The 17,649-nt window shown below is 65.7% G+C and carries 14 protein-coding genes; 7 read left to right on the top strand and 7 right to left on the bottom strand.

Features of this window, described 5'->3' with window-relative positions; all coding sequences use genetic code 11:
- Window positions 1-95: 95 nt before the first annotated feature.
- From ASE50_RS09770 to ASE50_RS09790, 5 genes are all read right to left on the bottom strand, one after another.
- Window positions 96-794: a hypothetical protein gene (locus ASE50_RS09770; RefSeq protein ID WP_056399243.1), complete on the bottom strand. Its 699-nt coding sequence runs from the start codon at window positions 792-794 to the stop codon at window positions 96-98.
- On the bottom strand, window positions 791-1,594 hold the full coding sequence (locus ASE50_RS09775; protein WP_056399246.1) for a hypothetical protein: 804 nt from the start codon (window positions 1,592-1,594) through the stop codon (window positions 791-793). The genes ASE50_RS09770 and ASE50_RS09775 overlap by 4 nt, the downstream gene beginning before the upstream one ends.
- Window positions 1,595-1,596: 2 nt before the next feature.
- The gene (locus tag ASE50_RS09780) at window positions 1,597-2,424 is read right to left on the bottom strand and encodes a hypothetical protein (protein WP_056399251.1); all 828 of its coding nucleotides are present in this window, start codon (window positions 2,422-2,424) and stop codon (window positions 1,597-1,599) included.
- Window positions 2,425-2,468: 44 nt separating this feature from the next.
- Window positions 2,469-3,347: a 3'-5' exonuclease gene (locus ASE50_RS09785; protein ID WP_056399254.1), complete on the bottom strand. Its 879-nt coding sequence runs from the start codon at window positions 3,345-3,347 to the stop codon at window positions 2,469-2,471.
- Between the two features lie 112 nt (window positions 3,348-3,459).
- Window positions 3,460-4,257, bottom strand: coding sequence for a hypothetical protein (locus ASE50_RS09790; protein WP_056399257.1), 798 nt, complete (start codon window positions 4,255-4,257; stop codon window positions 3,460-3,462).
- Window positions 4,258-4,445: 188 nt separating this feature from the next.
- On the opposite strand from ASE50_RS09790, the gene ASE50_RS09795 reads away from it, so the two are divergent.
- Window positions 4,446-4,760 carry an ArsR/SmtB family transcription factor gene (locus tag ASE50_RS09795; RefSeq protein ID WP_156347383.1) on the top strand — a complete coding sequence of 105 codons (315 nt, stop codon included), beginning with the start codon at window positions 4,446-4,448 and terminating at the stop codon, window positions 4,758-4,760.
- A gap of 9 nt (window positions 4,761-4,769) precedes the next feature.
- Window positions 4,770-7,511, top strand: coding sequence for a UvrD-helicase domain-containing protein (locus tag ASE50_RS09800; RefSeq protein WP_056399262.1), 2,742 nt, complete (start codon window positions 4,770-4,772; stop codon window positions 7,509-7,511).
- A 103-nt stretch (window positions 7,512-7,614) separates the two neighbouring features.
- Here the strand turns inward: ASE50_RS09800 and ASE50_RS09805 are convergent, their stop codons facing one another.
- Both ASE50_RS09805 and ASE50_RS09810 read right to left on the bottom strand, forming a co-directional pair.
- A complete protein-coding gene (locus tag ASE50_RS09805) occupies window positions 7,615-9,432 on the bottom strand; it encodes a hypothetical protein (RefSeq protein ID WP_056399265.1) in 1,818 nt (605 codons plus the stop codon).
- A gap of 181 nt (window positions 9,433-9,613) precedes the next feature.
- Window positions 9,614-10,606: a helix-turn-helix transcriptional regulator gene (locus ASE50_RS09810; protein ID WP_056399268.1), complete on the bottom strand. Its 993-nt coding sequence runs from the start codon at window positions 10,604-10,606 to the stop codon at window positions 9,614-9,616.
- A gap of 64 nt (window positions 10,607-10,670) precedes the next feature.
- Between ASE50_RS09810 and ASE50_RS09815 the strand changes: the two genes are divergently transcribed.
- The 5 genes from ASE50_RS09815 (at window position 10,671) to ASE50_RS09835 (ending at window position 17,647) form a co-directional block, all read left to right on the top strand.
- Window positions 10,671-14,006 carry a TM0106 family RecB-like putative nuclease gene (locus ASE50_RS09815; RefSeq protein ID WP_056399274.1) on the top strand — a complete coding sequence of 1,112 codons (3,336 nt, stop codon included), beginning with the start codon at window positions 10,671-10,673 and terminating at the stop codon, window positions 14,004-14,006.
- A gap of 217 nt (window positions 14,007-14,223) precedes the next feature.
- Window positions 14,224-14,502 (top strand): hypothetical protein, encoded by a 279-nt coding sequence (locus tag ASE50_RS09820; protein WP_056399283.1) that lies wholly within the window; start codon window positions 14,224-14,226, stop codon window positions 14,500-14,502.
- Between the two features lie 13 nt (window positions 14,503-14,515).
- Window positions 14,516-15,316 carry a DUF1883 domain-containing protein gene (locus tag ASE50_RS09825; RefSeq protein WP_056399286.1) on the top strand — a complete coding sequence of 267 codons (801 nt, stop codon included), beginning with the start codon at window positions 14,516-14,518 and terminating at the stop codon, window positions 15,314-15,316.
- 140 nt (window positions 15,317-15,456) lie between these two features.
- Complete coding sequence (locus ASE50_RS09830; protein WP_056399289.1) at window positions 15,457-16,854, top strand: DUF2235 domain-containing protein; 1,398 nt, start codon at window positions 15,457-15,459, stop codon at window positions 16,852-16,854.
- Window positions 16,844-17,647, top strand: coding sequence for a DNA/RNA non-specific endonuclease (locus tag ASE50_RS09835; RefSeq protein ID WP_162235911.1), 804 nt, complete (start codon window positions 16,844-16,846; stop codon window positions 17,645-17,647). The genes ASE50_RS09830 and ASE50_RS09835 overlap by 11 nt, the downstream gene beginning before the upstream one ends.
- Window positions 17,648-17,649: the final 2 nt, after the last annotated feature.

The raw sequence follows: 17,649 nt of genomic DNA on the forward strand, positions 1-17,649 counted from the left end.
AATCAAAGGTATCCTGCACTTGGCCGGCTAGTTTCCGCACGGTCATTGGCCGGACCGATCGTGCCGAACCACCGTGCCCCCCTCCGGGTCGCTGGTCAGGGTCGCCACGGCATCTCGATGTCGACCCGGCCGACGTCGAATGAAAGCCGCGTCGAACCCGCGACCTGCGCCGCCCGCTCGATCACGAAACCACCCGCGCGCAGAAGCGGATGATCCACGACCTCGACGAGCGGACGCCCGACGCATGCGGCCGTGACGGTGGCGGGCAACGACCCCGCCAGCTTCAGATGCGCAGCACCCGCATGGGTCGACAGTTCGTAGCCATCGCTGCGCAGGACGATCTCGAGGGAGTCACCCAGGATGGACGCTTCGATCCACTCTCCCGGTGCTCCTTCCGAGATGATCGCGTCACCGACCAGCGGCGTCAGGGGATAGGTAGACGTGCCGGGGTTGGCGAACGACGGGGACGGGGCGACCCGGCGAAACAATGGCGGGGACTGCGGACGGCGCCGCACCTTGCGCACCATCGTGCTCCCCGGCCACCGGTGGCCGGGCCGGATCCGCTGCAGCGCGGACCCGACGTCAGACCCGGCCATGGCCAGCACGTCAGGCACGATCGCCGACATGGAGTGGACCGTAGCGACCAGGTAGGAGCGGAAGCTCGCAAGGCGCATAGTCTCGACCAAACGGTCGAGCATCAGACCCTCCTTGCGCGCCCGGGCTCCGGCCGCGTCGCGGGCGAGCGTCCGCTCGTCGGCGATGGTCAGTTCGGCCATGCTCATATCGGCGATCATGCTTCACCTCCCGGCGCATGCGACGCCACGATCAGGCCGAGGAGGTGCTGCGTGAGCACGTCCGATCCCCTGCAGTGGGCGAGTTCACCCCAGTCGTCCCAACGGTGCACGCGCGTCGCCAACCAGCCGAAGAAGTCGTCGCGGACCTCGGCATCCGTGAACGACGTCGACCACGAGACGCGAAGGGTCGGCATTCGCACGCCGGCGCCGGCCGCCATGCCGGTCAGCGTGACGAGATGCGTTCGCCCGACCTGTTCGCGTGCGAAGAGATGGCGGCGGCGACCGATGGCCTGCTCGAAGGAGCGAAGCGCGCGGTCGCGATCCTCGTGAGCCGAGCCTCGGCCTCGCGCCACAACCGCGTCGACGACTTCCGGCAGGGGCAGATCCTCCCATTCCGGCTCGCGCGTCGCCTGCAGCATCAGCATGACCGATCGACCCTCGGTGCTGAGCGGTGCCTCCAGGCAACTGACCGGACGCCCAAATCTGTCAGCGGTCTCCAGCAGGCCGATGCTGGAAAGCCAGCACATGTAGAATCGCCACATGGCCATATCGCCGTCGAACAGGTCATGCCTGCGCTCGATGGTTCCGGTCCACGGGTCGTCGATCGAGGTCAGTACGCGCAACAGCAGCTCGTGCTGCTCCGGGGCGAAATGGATGTCGGGGAAGTCCATCCGCCCGTTCCAGAACGCATCGCGGACGCTGCGGAAGGTGCGTCCCTGCTCATCCTCCAGCTTGGAGCCGTTTGCGCGCAGCCACCAGCCCCACGGCAGGTCCACGCCGGCACGGTTGCGATCCACCATGGTCAGCCCCCTTTCCGCGGATCGAGGCCGATAGCCGGAAGCGGCGGACCCTCGCGCGGCTGGACCGGCTTCCCGTCGGCGATGGCGCGCAACTGGGCGGCGAGGTTCGTGACCTCCCGCACCACGTAGGCGTCGTCCCGATAGACCGCCGCGGTCTCGGCCGCCAGGAACGACCGGGGGCGACCATCGGGGATCGGGACCTGGTCGTAGAGGTGGTTGCAGTCGAAGCCGAACCACCAGACGTGCCCGCCGCTCTCGACGCGATACTCGCTTCCGTGCCTCAGCGGCTCCCACATCTTCGGCGTCACCGGCACGTGGCAGATGCGGCGGGACTCCATGACGAGGCCGCGCTGCGGCGACGGACCGTCCTCGTCGCAGATGCGCGAATAGGTCAGTCCGCCGTGCACCTCGATGCCGAGGTCCGGCGCGACGGCGTCCTGGTCCCATCCCCAAAGCGGATGCCCTTCGGGAACGCCGACGTAGCCGCTGAGGTACGCCTCCTTCCTGTCGCGAAGCATGATGCACTCGTACCCGCTGGCCGGATCCCGCCAGGCGACCTTATCGGCCTCGCCAAGCCACGGGCCGGTCCCGCGCGGTTTGGCGCCATCGACGAAATAGATCTCGGCTGCCGGGATCGTCATGTCGCTGGTCGCGTATGGGCGGTCGGTCACGAGGGTGACGCCGTGCTCGCGGGCGACGCTGCCGCCGTCGCCCGGCAATTTCGCCAAGGCTCGGGGCGACTCCAGGATGGGCGCCAGTGACGTGCCGGTTATCGGTGTCAGCGCCGAACTGTTGGACTTGGGTGACGCGCTCTTCTTCTTGCCGGGCATGATGTTCTCCTTCGATTTTGGTCCGGGGGTGCGATCCTGCTCGCTCAGGCGAACCGTGTTCTCGGGGTGATGCGGACGAGTTCGGGACAGAGCGCCTTGGCGTTGGCCTCGACCGCGTAGACGTTGGCGGCGAGCCAGAACTGTTCGCCGACGAGGTCGTCGTCATCGACCTCCTTCGCCCACATCTTGATGTCGGCGAACCAGCGATAGCCACGGGCGCGCAACTGATCCTTGACGTCGAACGCGGCCCCGCGGGCACGGACCAGCCAGCTGGACCTGCCACCGCGCTCGATCATCTCAGCGAGCGCGGTGCGCCCTTCGGCGTCGCGTCCGCGCAGCATCTGGATCAGCGCGTCGACGTCCGAACTGGCGCGGTGGCCACAGTGGTAGAAGCCCGACTGCAGTAGCAGATACCCCAAGACGCGGCCGTCGAACCCGCGTGCGCGCCAGTCGACCTGGCGCATCGAGCAGCACCAGCTAAGGCCGCGCGCGTCCGGCAGGCGGTTCTCGATCCAGCGGCGGTCGAAGACCGAATTGTGCGCCACGACGAAGCTGGCCGACCTCAGCAGCCGGGTGGCGTCGTCGGTGTCGATCTCGCGACCCGCCACGTCGGCGTCGGTAAGCCCGGTGAGCGCGGTGATGTCGGGATGGAGCGGATCACCCGGATCCTCCCGCCATTCGAACGCCTCGTCGATGTCCGTGATGACGCCGTCAGCGTCGTACCGAAACCGGCGGATCGCCAGCTCGATGATCTTGCCCGTGGCCGGGTCGAGCCCGGTGGTCTCAACGTCCAGCGCGACGCCGACGTGACGACCGCGACCGACGCCGTCACCGGTCGGACCCTCGTGCAGGCGGAGCGGATGGAGGACGCGCGCGTCCCCGTTGCCGGCCGCGGGGCGGCCGACCTCGACTTGCAGATTCATGTCAGTCTCCCCGTGCTGAACAGCGCTGGGGTTGGATGGACGGTGCGATCTCGGTCAGCGATCGCCGGGCGATCTTGGCCGAAGTTGCACTCACACCGTCATCGCCAACCCGTCAGGCCTGGATCACCTGCTGGATGTCGACGGCGAAGGTGCGCGCCGCCGAGGACGCGCAGTCCTCGCCCATCTGCACGATCATCGCCGCCACGGGGCTCGGCACCAGAGCGATCACGAGCGGTGCCGAAGGATGGATGCCGAGGCGGATGTCCGCCGCATCGGCGAGGTCCGGGCCGAAGCGCCCGGCCAGACGCGCGCGCACCTCCGCCGCGCTCCGCGCCACCGAGGCGTGGAACGCCTGCAGCATCCGATTCTCGCGCGTCTCCGCGATGGTCGCGGTGAACAGGCGCAGGCGTGTCGAGCGGGCGACGGCGTCGCGGTCGCTCTGGCTCGATCCCCCGGCACCGGCACCGCCCCCGTAAAGGTAGTCGAACTCGCTCTCGTCGAAGTCGTCGTCCTCGCCGTCGCTCGCGAGCAGCGCGTCGACCGCGGATCGCTCGACATCCAGACCGAGCCCGAGACCGTGGACGAGGATGCCGCGCATGCAGGCGTCGCGGTCGCGACAGGCGTCGATGGCGGCGGCACCGTCGAACACGCGACGCGGCGAGAACATCCAGCTCATCGGATCGTGCCCGACCGCCTCGCGCTGGAACCGGCTCGCGGTCTCGGTCGCCACGAGGGCGACGCGGCCGATGGCGCGTCGCGTGGTCACGACCACCTCGTCGTCGTCGGCGTCGTCATCGAGCGGATCGGGGAACAGCGCTCCGATGCGTCCGATCGGTTTCTTTTCGAGGGCGGCGATACCTACTTCGGGTCCATGGCCGGCGTCGATGCGCTCGGCGGCAATCGCGTTCATATGTCACTCCATCGTCGCCGATGTCCGTCGGGCCGGCGGAGGCGACAGGCGCCGGCGCCACCGAATATGGAACCGAAACAAAATAATACAACGCTTCGCGAATTATTGTAGCGTTAGCGCCGTGCTAACGATATGAGGGAGTGCTTTGCATGGGGGCGGCGCCCGCATAGAACCGTGGAGTGGAAAAGATGCATGCCCTTCAAGTCATGTCGGCGCTGTCGCAGGCGAGCCGGTTCGCGGCGTTCAGCGCGCTCGTCGATGCGCTGCCCCAGGGAATGGCGTCGAGCGACATCGCCACCGCCATCGGGACGACGCCGAACACGATGAGCGCCCACCTAGCCATCCTCGAACGAGCGGGCCTCGTCTCGTCGGAGAAGATCGGTCGAAGCGTGATCTACCGTGCCGAGACCGGTCCGGCCGAGGGGCTCAGCGAATTCCTGGACCACGCGTGTCGACGCGGCAGGACTGCGCGCGGGGACCATCCTGTGACCAAGCCGCGGTAGGCGATAGAAATGCTGGGGCGTGCCCAGACCTACCGTCCGGGCATCTGGGCCCGCATGTTCGGCGGCGGCGCCTGGAAACTGGCTCTCGATAGCCGACATGACGCTCGCATGATGCTTGGTGGTGACGAGATCGCGTGCCTAGACATCACCGCCATCGACACTTCGAAGGCGCTGCTTTGGCATACCGTTGAAATCAGGACGTCGTCACGGATTGAGGCGCTGACCGGTCTGACAGGCAATGCCGCTCGACGTCTTCGGGACGACCTGCTCGCATTCGTGAATGGTCACCTTGGCAGTCTGATCGATGACGACAAGGAGCAATTGCGCGAGGTCGACAGGATCGTTGGCGGCATGGTCGACGCCCATCGGCAGTATTTAGCGCAGTCCGACATCGGCCGCGCCATCGCCGCCGTGCCGGGAAACGCCGCGCGGGCCTTGTCCCATCCCCTGTTTGATGCTGCGCTGATCCCCGCCACGGTACGGCGCCATCTGCCGAATGCGATCGGCCTGCTCACCGATCCCGATGCGCGCACGAAGTACAACGAAGCGTTCGTCACCCATGAGCTAAACGCCTTCCGGCCTTTCTTCGATGGTCTCGGCGAATTCCCTCTTTCGGACGAGCAACGCGAGGCGTGCATTCGGCTTGAGGATAGCAATCTCCTCGTCGCGTCAGCCGGTTCAGGAAAATCGGCCACGATGGTGGGCAAGGTCGCCTACGTGCTGGAAAAGCAGTTGCACGAACCAGGCGAGATACTCGTCATGGCATTCGGCAAGCCGGCGGCCGAGGAACTCAAGGTGCGGATCGCCAAGCAACTTGGACTGGAGTCGGGCGATCTGAAATGCCGGGTCACCACCTTTCACGCGCTCGGGCTGAGCATCATAAAGGAAGTCGAAGGACGGCCCCCGCAGATGGTGAACTGGGTCGAGAGCGCGACTGGCGAGGCGCGCTTCGTCGATGGCATCATCAAGGATCTAGTCGAGAACGATGAGGAGTTCCGCAGGCTTTGGGTCGAGATCCTCCTATTGTACCCGAAAGCGCACATACCGCCGGCGGAATTCAAGACGCCCGAGGAATACCGCGACTACATGGCGGACAACAACGGCAAGCGCCCAAAGGCGATCGCGACCCTTTCGGGCGATTACGTGCAATCGCTGGAGGAAATGCGCATCGCCAACTGGCTATGGATGCACACCGTCGATTTCCAGTATGAGCGCCAGACCCAGACCATGGACGAGGATGGAAGCCCACGCTGGCTGAAACCGGATTTCTACTACCCGGCGACGGGCACCCTCCACGAGCACTTCGCCATCAACGCCAACGGTACGTCGCCGTTCGAGAACTACGTCGAGCATGCGAACCTGAAGCGCGCCGGATACGCCAGGATCGGTGCCGATCTCTTCGAAACCACTTCGGCGCAGGCAAGTGACGGCTCCCTGCTGGACCGGTTGCGCGACGAACTCGTCGATCGGGGGATCCAGTTGGCCGAAAGGTCGGCCGACGATACGCTGAGGGCGGCGGCCCCGCTCGTGCTGGCCCACTACCGTAAGATCATCGGTGTCTGCATCAAGCACATCCGCGCAAGCGACCTCACCCTGGACATGCTGCTGGAGAAGGCGAAGTCGCTGCACGACCGCAACCGCGCCGAGCGCTTCGCCAGGGTCGTTACGAAGATCACGGACGCCTACACGCGCAGGCTGGACCAGCAGCGTCGCATCGACTTCGACTCAATGATCGGAGATGCCGTCAAAATGGTCGAGACCGGTCGCTACCGCAGCCCGTTCTCGCTCATTCTCGTCGACGAGTTCCAGGACATATCGGATCCCCGCGCCAAGCTGATCAAGGCGCTGAAGCATCAGAAACCGTTCACGAAGCTGTTCGCCGTCGGCGACGACTGGCAGTCGATCTACCGCTTCACCGGCTCCGACCTCACGATCTTCACCCAGTTCGAGACGAACTTCGGGGCGTCGTGGCAGGGGCGGCTCGAGCGCACGTACCGCTGCAACCAGATGCTGGCCGACGCGGCCGCGTCCTTCATCCAGCGGAACCCGGCGCAGCTGAAGAAGACGGTGCGGTCCTCGCGTCAGGCGATTCCGCGCTCGATCCGTGCGATCCCGGTCAAGGCGGGTAAGAACAAGTCAGCATTCGCCGATGCCTGCCATAGGGTTCTCGACCGCCTGGACACCTTCCTGTCGGGGAACGCCGAACAGTGGCGGCGCCACGATGGGGAGAAGCTGAAGGTGCTAGTGCTGTGGCGCTACAACCTGCTCAACCCGTTTCACGGTAATTCTCCAGAGTTCGCTAACATCGTCGTGACCGGCAAATCTTTCCACAGTTCGAAGGGCCTGGAAGCGGACTACACGATCCTGCTCGACGTTAGCGAGGGCGACTACGGGGTACCAAGCCGCATCGAGGACGACGAGCTGCTGAACCTCGTGATCCCACGCCCGGAGACGTTCGAGTACGCGGAAGAGCGACGACTGTTCTACGTCGCGCTGACCCGGGCCAGCCGCGGCACGTTCCTGCTCTACGATCGCGATCAGCCGTCCCGCTACATCGCGGAACTATGCGATCTCGCAGGTGACGACGTCCGGTTCGAGAGCGTCGATGGAACAAGGCTGTGGCAATGCCCGGTCTGCATAACAGGCGAACTGGCGGACCGGATAGACGAAGGGGGTGCGACCGTGATCGGCTGCAGCGCGCACCCACGATGCCACTACGACCGACCAGGCACACCGGCCAGGCTGGGATAGTCGCGATAGCGCTCCAAACCGTGTGGTTCGAAATGCCACCGATCGACATTGCGCTAGTTCCGGCAGGACATCATGCTCCCGGACACTCCGAATGCAGCGCCAATCAGGGCCGGCAAACAACGAACCCGACGGCACCAATCTCGGCACACGACGAGAAGAAACCTGCAAGAAGCCAGTACAGCTGCACGAAGTGCGGCCTCGGCGCTCCGCCCGCTCTTACCGCCGCGAACGCAGCCTCCACATCCATCCGGCTGAGAGACGATGTCACGATGAGCACTCGCCGCTGGACGTCCGGTGCCCCAGTCGCGTCGGCGATCTTGGCGGCCACCTCGTCGCGCGTGCCGCCGCGAATCCGCTTCCGGATGTCCGTGACGACGCCGCCGTTCGCATATGCCGCGTCCCAACCGTCATGCTTCGACGTCATCCTGTCGCCCGCCATGCCCAGCCGTCCGAGGTTCTTGATCCCTTGCCCGACGGCATCGTGGAAGGCGGATGCGCTCAGGGACGGCGCGCCATGCTTGGCGTGGTAGAAGCTGATCGTCACCGGGGTGGTCGCGGTCGCCACCCCGATGAAGTCCGCCCACTCGTCGCCCAGGTCGTCGCAGACGAGGACGTCCTCCCGCGCGATCGTATCCACGACGGTCCGGAACACCGACCCCGGCGAGAATTGCGTCTGTCCGACCGCAAATCCTCCCTTCTCGCTGGTCGTCGCGGCGAGTGCGGGCTCGGCGATCAAGTGGCGCATAAACGTGGTACCTCCACCGACGATGTCCTCGTCCCGGAACAACGATCCCTGGACGTAGGCCAGCGCGTGATCGCTGAAGAGTACCACGAACATGTCCTCGGCATCGATGTGGCGGACGATGGGGACCCGCTTCGGATCCTGGCCGACGCCGAACGACGCATCCTCCACGAAGACACCTGCCAGAAGCGGACGCTCCAGCCCCCTGAGCGCGATCCTCGCCTTGTTGAACCTCAAGGCGCCCGCAACCACGCCAGCCTCATCGAGCAAGTCGTGATGACCTGGCGATGCCGCCGGCCGCACTTCAAAACTGCCAGCGAGGTCTGCGATGATCGCGTCCACATCGGCCCTGCCCAGTTCGTGCCATAGACCTCCGTTCTCACGTACGAGGCGGATGCGCTCGTCGCCCTCCCATATCGCATCGGCCAGAGCCATGGTGTCCACCGCGAAGTAGGTCGGCAGCACACCCGTCGCGATGCCGTCGAGGTCCGCGGGGCGCGCGAACCGGGTGATGAAGGCCGATGCGTCGGCGCCGTCCGCTAGGAGGTCGACGATGTCACGAACCCAGGCGATCGCGCCGACGAGATCCGCCTTCTCGGCACGCATCGCGATCCGGCCGGTACTGGGTGTCGCGGTGTAGCTCCCCCCATCGCGCCGCACACGGTAGTTCTGCGGGATGAATCGGCCGGTGCTGGCCGAGGCTATCGCGTTCTCGAGGTCTTGCGACTCGAGCGTCTTCGATCGCAACGCCAGCCTCGACGTCGTCATATTGCGGAGACTCAGGCGCTCGAATACCGCATCGTGCCGCGCGATGGCCGTCTCGACGCGCCGACGCCCGATGGGAGCGAGGCATGCCTTCCGGAACGCCGCCGTCGCATCGAGCCCCGACCTGAGGATCGCCACGGTGGTGCCGATCTCGACCATGAGAAGGAACCCGTGCACCCGGTCGGCCTTGCCGCTGCCCTCATCCAGGAATGGCACCGGGCGGTCGTGGGCGAAGCAGAGCGCCGAATAGCGAGCGTCACCGTCCAGGTTCCGCTCAATGCGAAACACCGGCCGCGCAGCGTTTACGGCATCCGCAAGCAACTCATCGAACATCGCACGAACCGCCTTCTTGGTGATCCGCTTCACACGGCGGGAGAAGTAGGCGCCACGCGCCGAACGGAGCTGGTCGATCATGACCTATAGTCTGTCTGTGCCATCGAGGAATGGAACGGAAATTATGGCCAACGGTCAGACGCGAAGATCGTGGATCTGCGGCGTCACTGACCTTCGGCCCGGCGGACGGGTCGGCACTGCGATCAACGCCGATGAGCTGATGTCCTTTATATCTCGGCGCATCGAGTACAGCGGTGAACGGTCATGGTAGCGCTGGGAACCGCCGCCGGTGTCCCTCCACCATCTCCCGCAAGGCCAAAGGGGCGATCACCTCGACCGCATCACCCCATGCGTATAGGTGCCATGTCATCTCCAGATGACCCGATGCCATGAACCGCACTATCAGCGAGCCATCGGCCATCTCCTCAGTCGTCTGCGTCGGATGGAAGACGAACCGCCTGGCATGCGCGGCCGCGTCGGATGTGAACCGCCAGACCACCTCGCCGAACTCGTCCGCGCTCTCGTAGGAGCCGAAGCCCTTCTCGGCGTGGCGCTTCAGGCTGAACCCGGGATCGATCTCGCACATGCCATCGAGCAGGTCCGCACGCTGGATCTCCTCCACCCGGTAGTGCCGCAGGTTAGCCTGCGGACCCTTGGCGGTGTCGCGGGCGACGAGGTAGCGGCGCACCCCGAGAAGGAGACCGTGAGGCGCGACCACCCTCTCGTGCGGTTCGTCCTCGTCCCGTCGCCGATACATGATCCGTAGCAGGTTCGGCCCCTTCAGCGCCTCGTAGATCGCCTCGACCACCCCTTCATCCGCGGCGGGCCGCGGACCGGGACGCGCCGCATGGCCGAGCGCTTCGAGAACCGCCTCCGTATCGACGTCCAGCCGCGTCCCCTGCTCCGGGGGGATCAACGCGCGGACCTTGCGTTCGAGACCGCGCGCATGCGCCGCCTCCTTCCTGAGCCCGGCCATATCGAGCTGGGCGATCGCCTCCGCGAGGGCGACAAGTTCGTCGGCCGACGGCGTCAGCAGCGGCGCGATGGCGCGCGCCGGGATAAGCCATCGTGCGCGACGATCCTCATCGACGCGGCGCTCGGTTTGCGGGAACGCGGCCTGCAAGGCGTCCGTCATCCGCTGAGCGGTTCGTTCCGAGCAGGCGAACTCCTCCTCGATCTCCATCAGCGACACACCCCGCCGCCGCGTCGCCATCATAGCCAGACGCAGCAGATCCTGACCCTTCGCGAACGACATGGCGACTCCACGACAGCTTCTGTCACCCCTATGTGCGCTGAATAGGCTCGAAGGGGAACGACCGATGCGACTGCAGGACGGCGAGATCAGGCTTTCGGCTTCGGACCTCATGCGGTTCAAGGGTTGCCGCCACGCGACCACGCTCGATCTCCGATACATGGAGTTCCGCGACATCACTCCCGCTGCCGATGGCGACGAGGCGGAACTGCTCCAGCGTCAGGGCGATGACCATGAGCTTGCCTTCCTCGCGGAGCTGAAGCGATCCGGCCGCTCGGTGGTCGAGGTGCCGAAGGACGGGATCCCGCTGGAACGGTCCGTGGAACTAACGCGCGAGGCACTGCTGGCCGGGCCAGACGTGGTGTTCCAGGGCGCGCTCCTCGGTGGCGCCTGGGGGGGATACTCGGACTTCCTGGAACGGGTCGATCGCCCGTCCGGCCTCGGCCCGTTTTCATATGAGGTCGTCGACACGAAGCTGAAGCGCAAACCCGACCCCAAGCACGTCCTCCAGCTGGCCCTCTATTCGGACCTGATCGCCGCCGTGCAGGGCGCCCAACCCGAGGCGGCGCATCTGCAGCTGGGCGACGGCTCGCGCTTCACGGTGCGGCTCGCCGAGGTGTCCGCCTACGCGCGGCACGCCCGCACCGTGTTCGAGACATTCCTTCGCGAACGTCCCGTCACCCGGCCGGAACCGGTGTCGGCATGCGCGCTCTGCAGATGGAAGAACCACTGCCGAGAAGAATGGGACCGCAACGACAGCCTCGCGCTCGTGGCCGGCATAACAAAGATACAGCGCGCGAAGATCGAGGCGGCGGGCATCACGACGCTGACCGGACTCGCCAGCCATGCCGAAAGGATACCCAGGCTGGCGCCCGAGACGCAGGAACGCCTCCGCATCCAGGCACATCTACAGATGAAGCGTCGCGCCGGCGGACCGCCCGGCTTCCATCTGCGCGACTTCGTGCCAGGCAAGGGCTTCGGCCTGCTGCCCGAGCAGGATGACGGCGACATATTCTACGACATCGAGGGCGATCCCTACCACGAGGGCGGCCTCGAATACCTTCACGGCATCTGGTACCGCGAAGCAGGCGAGTGGACCTTCCGCGCCTTCTGGGCGCACGACCGCGAGGCGGAGGGGCGCGCCGTCGCCGAACTGCTCGACTTCCTCGTCGACCATCTCCGCCGCCACCCCCGGGCCCGTATCTACCACTACGCCAACTATGAGATCGCGGCGTTGCGCCGCCTCACGGCCGAGCACCGCGTCGGGGAGGCGGCGATGGATCAGCTCCAGCGCGAGCGGCGCTTCGTCGATCTGTTCAAGGTGGTGTCCGGCGCGCTGATCGCTTCGGAAAAGGGCTATTCGATCAAGGACCTCGAAGCGTTCTACATGGAGAAGCGCGACGCCGACGTCGCGACCGCTGGTGCCAGCGTCGTCTTCTACGAGAAGTGGCGGGAAACCGGCGACGACGACCTGCTCGCCAAGATCCACGACTACAATCGCACCGACTGCATCTCGACCCAGCTGCTGCGCGACTGGCTCGTCCGCGACGTCCGCCCGACGGATATGCCCTGGCCGCAGCTGGGTGACGTTCCCAACGCCGGCGCGCTGTCCAACGTCGATGCCGAGGACGCCGAGATCGAGGCGCTGCGCTTCCGCCTCGAACCCGTGCGGGCGCGCCTCGGCGACGCGGTCGCCGATCTGCTGCTCGACCTCAACTTCTTCCACAAGCGCGAGGACAAGCCAGCATGGTGGGCGATCTTCGATCGCCTGGCGCAGGAGAGCGAGGAACTGATCGACGACCTCGAATGCATCCAGGGGCTGGAGGCGATCGCACCGCCGGTTAAGGTCACGGCCAAGTCGTTCGAGCGGACCTACCGCTTCCCGCCGCAGGAGACGAAGCTGCGCTCGGGCAAGAAGCCTTGCATCAAGCCGGCGGCGATGCCCGAGGACATCGACCTGCGCTCGATCGATACCGACGCCAACACGCTGGTGCTGCGTCGTTCGACCTCCAAGGGGCCCTTGCCCGATCACCTGGACCTGATCCCGGCCAAACCGATCGCGAACGCCACCCTGCGCACCGCGATCGCCGCGGTCACCGACGCCATCATCGCCAACGACGTGCGGGCGCGACCGGTGGAGCAGCTGCTGTCCCAGGCCCAGCCCCGCTTCCTCGATGGCCCCCGGCCTGGCGGCGTGATCGATCCCGATGGCGATCTGCCAGCCCAGACCGCAGCAGCGATCGCGGCGATGGACGGAACGATCCTGGCGATCCAGGGGCCGCCCGGCACCGGCAAGACCTACGTCAGCGCACTTGCCATCGTGAACCTGGTTCGATCCGGTCGCCGCGTCGCCGTGTCGTCGAACAGCCACAAGGCGATCGGCAACTTGCTGGAGGCGGTCGCTGCACGTGCTGCAGCGGAAGGCATACCCTGCCGGATCGCCCAGAAATCGACCGGTGATGGCGACGAGGACACCCATCCGGGCATCGTCATGGTTTCGGACAACGACGCGCCCGAGATCGCCGCCGCCCACGTCGTCGGCGCCACCGCGTGGCACTTCGCCCGATATCCCGCCCCCGAGTTCGATCATCTCATCGTCGACGAGGCGGGGCAGGTCTCGCTCGCCAACATCATGGCCATGTCTCGCGCCGCGCGGAACATCGTGCTCGTCGGTGACCCCATGCAGCTGCCGCAACCCCTCCAGGGTACGCATCCCGGTCGCAGCGGCGAATCATGCCTGGAATACCTCATCGACGGGCACCGCATCGTCCCGGGCGATCGCGGCATCTTCATGCCGATCAGCCGTCGCATGCATCCGGCGGTGTGCGGATACATCTCCGCAGCGGTCTACGAGGAAAGGCTGCAGTCCGACGAGGCAGCGGGGATGCAGACGCTGAGCGCCCTCGACGGCATGTCTATGATCGGTGCCGGCGTCAGAACCATTACCCATACGGGACGATCGCAGGTCAGCCCCGAGGAGATCGAGGCCATTCGTGACCAGATCACCCGGATCCTCGGTGCGACCTATCGCGGTCGCGACGGCGCATCCCGCATCGTCCATCATTCCGACATCCTGGTCGTCGCGCCCTACAACGCGCAGGTCAACGCATTACGCGCGGCGCTGCCGCCCGCGGTCCGCGTCGGCACGGTCGATCGATTCCAAGGTCAGGAGGCGCCGGTGTGTCTCGTCTCCATGACCACCTCGAGCGGCGAGGAACTACCGCGCGACATCGCTTTCCTGTTCTCGCTCAATCGCATCAATGTCGCCGTTTCTCGCGCGCAGGCATCGGCGGTCGTCTTCGCCAGCCCACTGCTGCTCGAGACGCCGTGCCGGACTGTACAAGAGATGACGCTGGTCAACGCGTTGTGCCTGCTGCGCGAACATGGGGGCAATGCGTTCTGACTCGGGTCGCGGTTCGCCGCACCACCCCTCCCGACTCGATGATTGATAACCTCCAAATTCTGCCATGGCGGCTTGAACCGGGAAGCGTCCGACCGAACGCGCAGATGACGTCCATGGCGAAAGGCGAGATCATTCGTGTCATCGCACGAGTGGGTGACAGGTTCTGACATCCTTGCATGCGAATGTCACGATCGTGGATCGCATAGGAGATTCGGTCGTGAACCTGGGTGGCATCGAGCTTCGGCACATCGTGGACGTGGATGGACAACTGATCGGCATCGACGCCGAGATGATCAACGCGTCCTGTCTCCTTCGCCGGGCGGCCCGTGGCCACGACCGGCGCCTCTTCCTGCTGCGCGCCGGCGAGCGGATCCCTGTCATGCCGCACCAGCACATCCGTCTCAACGAGGAGGAGGTTCTGTTCTTCGAGACGATGCCGGCGCCGACGGTTCTTGCATACGCCGCGTCGCCCTTGCCCACCCGCCTGGCTGCATAAAGGACCGACGAGGATGAACTTCACCCACTACAATCTCGGCCACGTCGAGCGCGGCAGCGTCGTCGCCGTCACCCTGCAGGGCAGTGCCGCCAATGTGCGCCTGATGGATGGGTCCAACTTCAGCAACTACAAGGCCGGCCGGCAGCACCGCTACGTCGGCGGTCTGGCCAAGCAGTCGCCCGTCAGACTGCAGATTCCCAACTCCGGGACATGGCATGTCACGGTCGACATGCAGGGAATGCGCGGCTCCGTCAGGTCCAGCATCAACGTGATCCCCGCAGCAGCTCTGCGCCCGCTGCCGACCATCAACGAGGCGCCGCTGCGCAGCATCCCCACGCTCGTCCGGGACGCCGAGGAGGAACTCGCACCAACGCCGGAGGCACCGGACGGGCGTGTATTCGACGTCTTCATCTCGCACGCCTCGGAGGACAAAGACGAGATCGTACGGCCGCTCGCCAACGCGCTCCGTGATGCCGGCCTGTCCGTCTGGTACGACGAGTTCGAACTCAGGATCGGCGACAGCCTCCGGCGCAAGATCGATCGTGGGCTCGGCAGCAGCCGTTTCGGTGTGGTGGTGCTCTCCAAGTCGTTCTTCGGGAAGGGGTGGCCGGAATACGAACTCGATGGCCTGGTGACGAAGGCCGTCTCCGGTGATCAGGTGCTGCTGCCGATCTGGCACGACGTGACCAAGAAGCAGGTGATCGGCTTCTCCCCGTCTCTCGCGGACAAACTGGCGCGTAGCACGGCGACCCACACCGTCGAGGAGATCGCAGCCGAGATCGCCGACGTGGTCGGACCGTCGGGGGCCGCGTGAGTGCGATCCGCCGACATCCGGAGATCCTCCGTCGCCGGACTCACGGAACGGAGCGGCGACCGGGATCGATCGGCGCCTTGGTTGCCCGAACTATGGGTCCGGCGGCATGATGATCTACGATGATGTGGGAGAAGGCTGACATGGCACGAAACATCGTCATATTCTCGGACGGCACCGGTCAACGGGGCGGCGTGCTCGTCGACGAGCGTCGCAGCAACATCTACAAGCTGTATCGCGCGACCCGGGTCGCGCCCGACAGTTGCGTCAATCCCGCCGACCAGACCGCGTTCTACGATGCCGGCCTCGGAACCCTGCCCGGCGGCATCGACTCACCGGCTGCGCTCGCGCGATCGCTGTACAACCTAGCCAGCCAGGCGACCGGCATGGGGATCACGCGCAACATCGTAGAGTGCTACGCCGCACTCGTCCGCCTGTGGCGACCTGGCGACCGCATCTTCCTCTTCGGCTTCAGCCGCGGCGCATACACGATGCGGTGCCTGGGCGGCGTCCTGAAGCTGTGCGGAGTGCCGACGACCGGAGAGAAGGGCGCGCCGCTCAAGCGCGATGCATCTTCCGCGCTGAGGATCGCGAAGGAGGCGGTTGCCGTCTACAACTACACGAACTCGCGCCCGGAAAGTGATCGGACCGATCGGCAGAAGGAACTGCTCGGTCACCGCGCGCTATTGGCGGCGCGCTTTCGCAAAACCTACAACTCAGGCGGTTCGGAGGGCGGAGACGCCCGTCCCTGGTTCCTCGGCGTGTTCGACACCGTCGCGTCCTTGGCCAACCCGGTCGCCATCGCAATGCTGACGATGATCGCCTTGGTAATGGTCGCCGCATGCAGCGTCGTCGCATACTGGGTCACGGGCGAATACTGGCGGTGGTTCGGCATCATCACCGCCACGCTCACCGGCATCGGTCTCGGCTTCAACATCGCCTCCCGCTTCAAGGTCGCCTTCGGGCTGCCGGGCATCCGGTGGTGGCGGACGATCCATTTCGCCAGCGCACGGATGAAGATGTACGACACCGAACTGGACGAGAAGGTGCAGTATGCGCGGCACGCCTTGTCGATCGACGAGGCGCGTGCATCCTTCGCCCGCGTCCCGTGGGGCATCCCTGGTCAATGGCGGGGTGGCGACCCAGCGTGGTTCGAGCAGCTGTGGTTCGCTGGCAACCATTCCGACATCGGTGGCAGCTATCCAGAGGACGAGTCGCGCCTCTCCGACGTGGCGCTCGACTGGATGCTCGGAGCCGCCAGCGCGGTGGGCCTGAAGTACGATCCCACCGTCCTGCGCCTCCATCCCGATGCGCTCGGCATGCAGCATGACGAGACGCGAGGCATCGTCTTCCGCTTCGCAAGGAAGAAGCGGCGCACCTTGAAGACGAACGCGCCGCTGCATTCATCCGTTCTAGACCGCCTGGCGGCTGCCGAAGTGGATCAGTCCGGGCTGTCGGCGCCGTATCGCCCGGAAAACTTGCGCACCCACGACAAGGCGAAGGGCCATTACACCGTCAAGGATGTTCCGCATGCCCAGTGACACCATCGGATCATTCCGGTCGATCCTGTTCGCAACGATACTGGTCCTCGGACAGTGCCTGCCTGCGCGTCCGGCGCAAGCGCGGAACACCGGCGAACTCCATACCTTCCACTGCCTTCACGGCTGTCCGATCGGGGCGGCTGACATCGACGACATCGTTGTGCGTGAGATCTACACCCTCGCCTCCAACGACCTGACCAAGATGGCCGATTGGGTCGCCTACCGCGTGACGCCGGCCTCCATCGGCCCCTCGGGCGATCGCAAGTGGGCCGCGGATCCGTGGCTCGATCCCGACGAGGCACTCGAACCCGACGACTACGAGGGCGCACCAAGAGCGCTGGGTATCGACCGCGGTCATCAGGCGCCGCTCGCAGGTCAGTCGGGAACGCCCTTCGCGGCCGACACCAACATCCTGTCCAACATCACGCCGCAGGGTGCGGCGTTGAACCAAGGCGCGTGGCAGCGACTGGAGGCGCGGGAGAACGATCTCGCCCGCGCGGAGAACATCGCCGTCTATGTACTGACCGGGCCGCTGTTCGAACGCGTTGTCGCGCCGATGCCGAAGGCGGATGAGCGCCACCGCGTTCCGTCTGGTTACTGGAAGGTCCTGGTAACGCAGGACGGTCGAATGGCCGCCTTCATCATGGATACGGCCGCACCGCGTGCGCTCGACCATTGCGCCGCGCAGGTGGCGCTCGACGAAGTCGAACTGCGCTCTCGCCTCGGTCTATTCCCGAGGCTGGATAAGCGATCCTTCTCCAACTTGTCGCCGTATCTGGGGTGCCCAGCATGAGA

Origin of the sequence: Sphingomonas sp. Leaf5 (assembly GCF_001421155.1) — a bacterium.
Classification (GTDB): domain Bacteria; phylum Pseudomonadota; class Alphaproteobacteria; order Sphingomonadales; family Sphingomonadaceae; genus Sphingomonas.

What these genes read in the sequence shown, in the direction of transcription:
- ASE50_RS09770 (WP_056399243.1), bottom strand. Translation starts at nt 794, where the DNA reads ATGATCGCCGATATGAGCATGGCCGAACTGACCATCGCCGACGAGCGG.
- ASE50_RS09775 (WP_056399246.1), bottom strand. Translation starts at nt 1,594, where the DNA reads ATGGTGGATCGCAACCGTGCCGGCGTGGACCTGCCGTGGGGCTGGTGG.
- ASE50_RS09780 (WP_056399251.1), bottom strand. Translation starts at nt 2,424, where the DNA reads ATGCCCGGCAAGAAGAAGAGCGCGTCACCCAAGTCCAACAGTTCGGCG.
- ASE50_RS09785 (WP_056399254.1), bottom strand. Translation starts at nt 3,347, where the DNA reads ATGAATCTGCAAGTCGAGGTCGGCCGCCCCGCGGCCGGCAACGGGGAC.
- ASE50_RS09790 (WP_056399257.1), bottom strand. Translation starts at nt 4,257, where the DNA reads ATGAACGCGATTGCCGCCGAGCGCATCGACGCCGGCCATGGACCCGAA.
- ASE50_RS09795 (WP_156347383.1), top strand. Translation starts at nt 4,446, where the DNA reads ATGCATGCCCTTCAAGTCATGTCGGCGCTGTCGCAGGCGAGCCGGTTC.
- ASE50_RS09800 (WP_056399262.1), top strand. Translation starts at nt 4,770, where the DNA reads ATGCTGGGGCGTGCCCAGACCTACCGTCCGGGCATCTGGGCCCGCATG.
- ASE50_RS09805 (WP_056399265.1), bottom strand. Translation starts at nt 9,432, where the DNA reads ATGATCGACCAGCTCCGTTCGGCGCGTGGCGCCTACTTCTCCCGCCGT.
- ASE50_RS09810 (WP_056399268.1), bottom strand. Translation starts at nt 10,606, where the DNA reads ATGTCGTTCGCGAAGGGTCAGGATCTGCTGCGTCTGGCTATGATGGCG.
- ASE50_RS09815 (WP_056399274.1), top strand. Translation starts at nt 10,671, where the DNA reads ATGCGACTGCAGGACGGCGAGATCAGGCTTTCGGCTTCGGACCTCATG.
- ASE50_RS09825 (WP_056399286.1), top strand. Translation starts at nt 14,516, where the DNA reads ATGAACTTCACCCACTACAATCTCGGCCACGTCGAGCGCGGCAGCGTC.
- ASE50_RS09830 (WP_056399289.1), top strand. Translation starts at nt 15,457, where the DNA reads ATGGCACGAAACATCGTCATATTCTCGGACGGCACCGGTCAACGGGGC.
- ASE50_RS09835 (WP_162235911.1), top strand. Translation starts at nt 16,844, where the DNA reads ATGCCCAGTGACACCATCGGATCATTCCGGTCGATCCTGTTCGCAACG.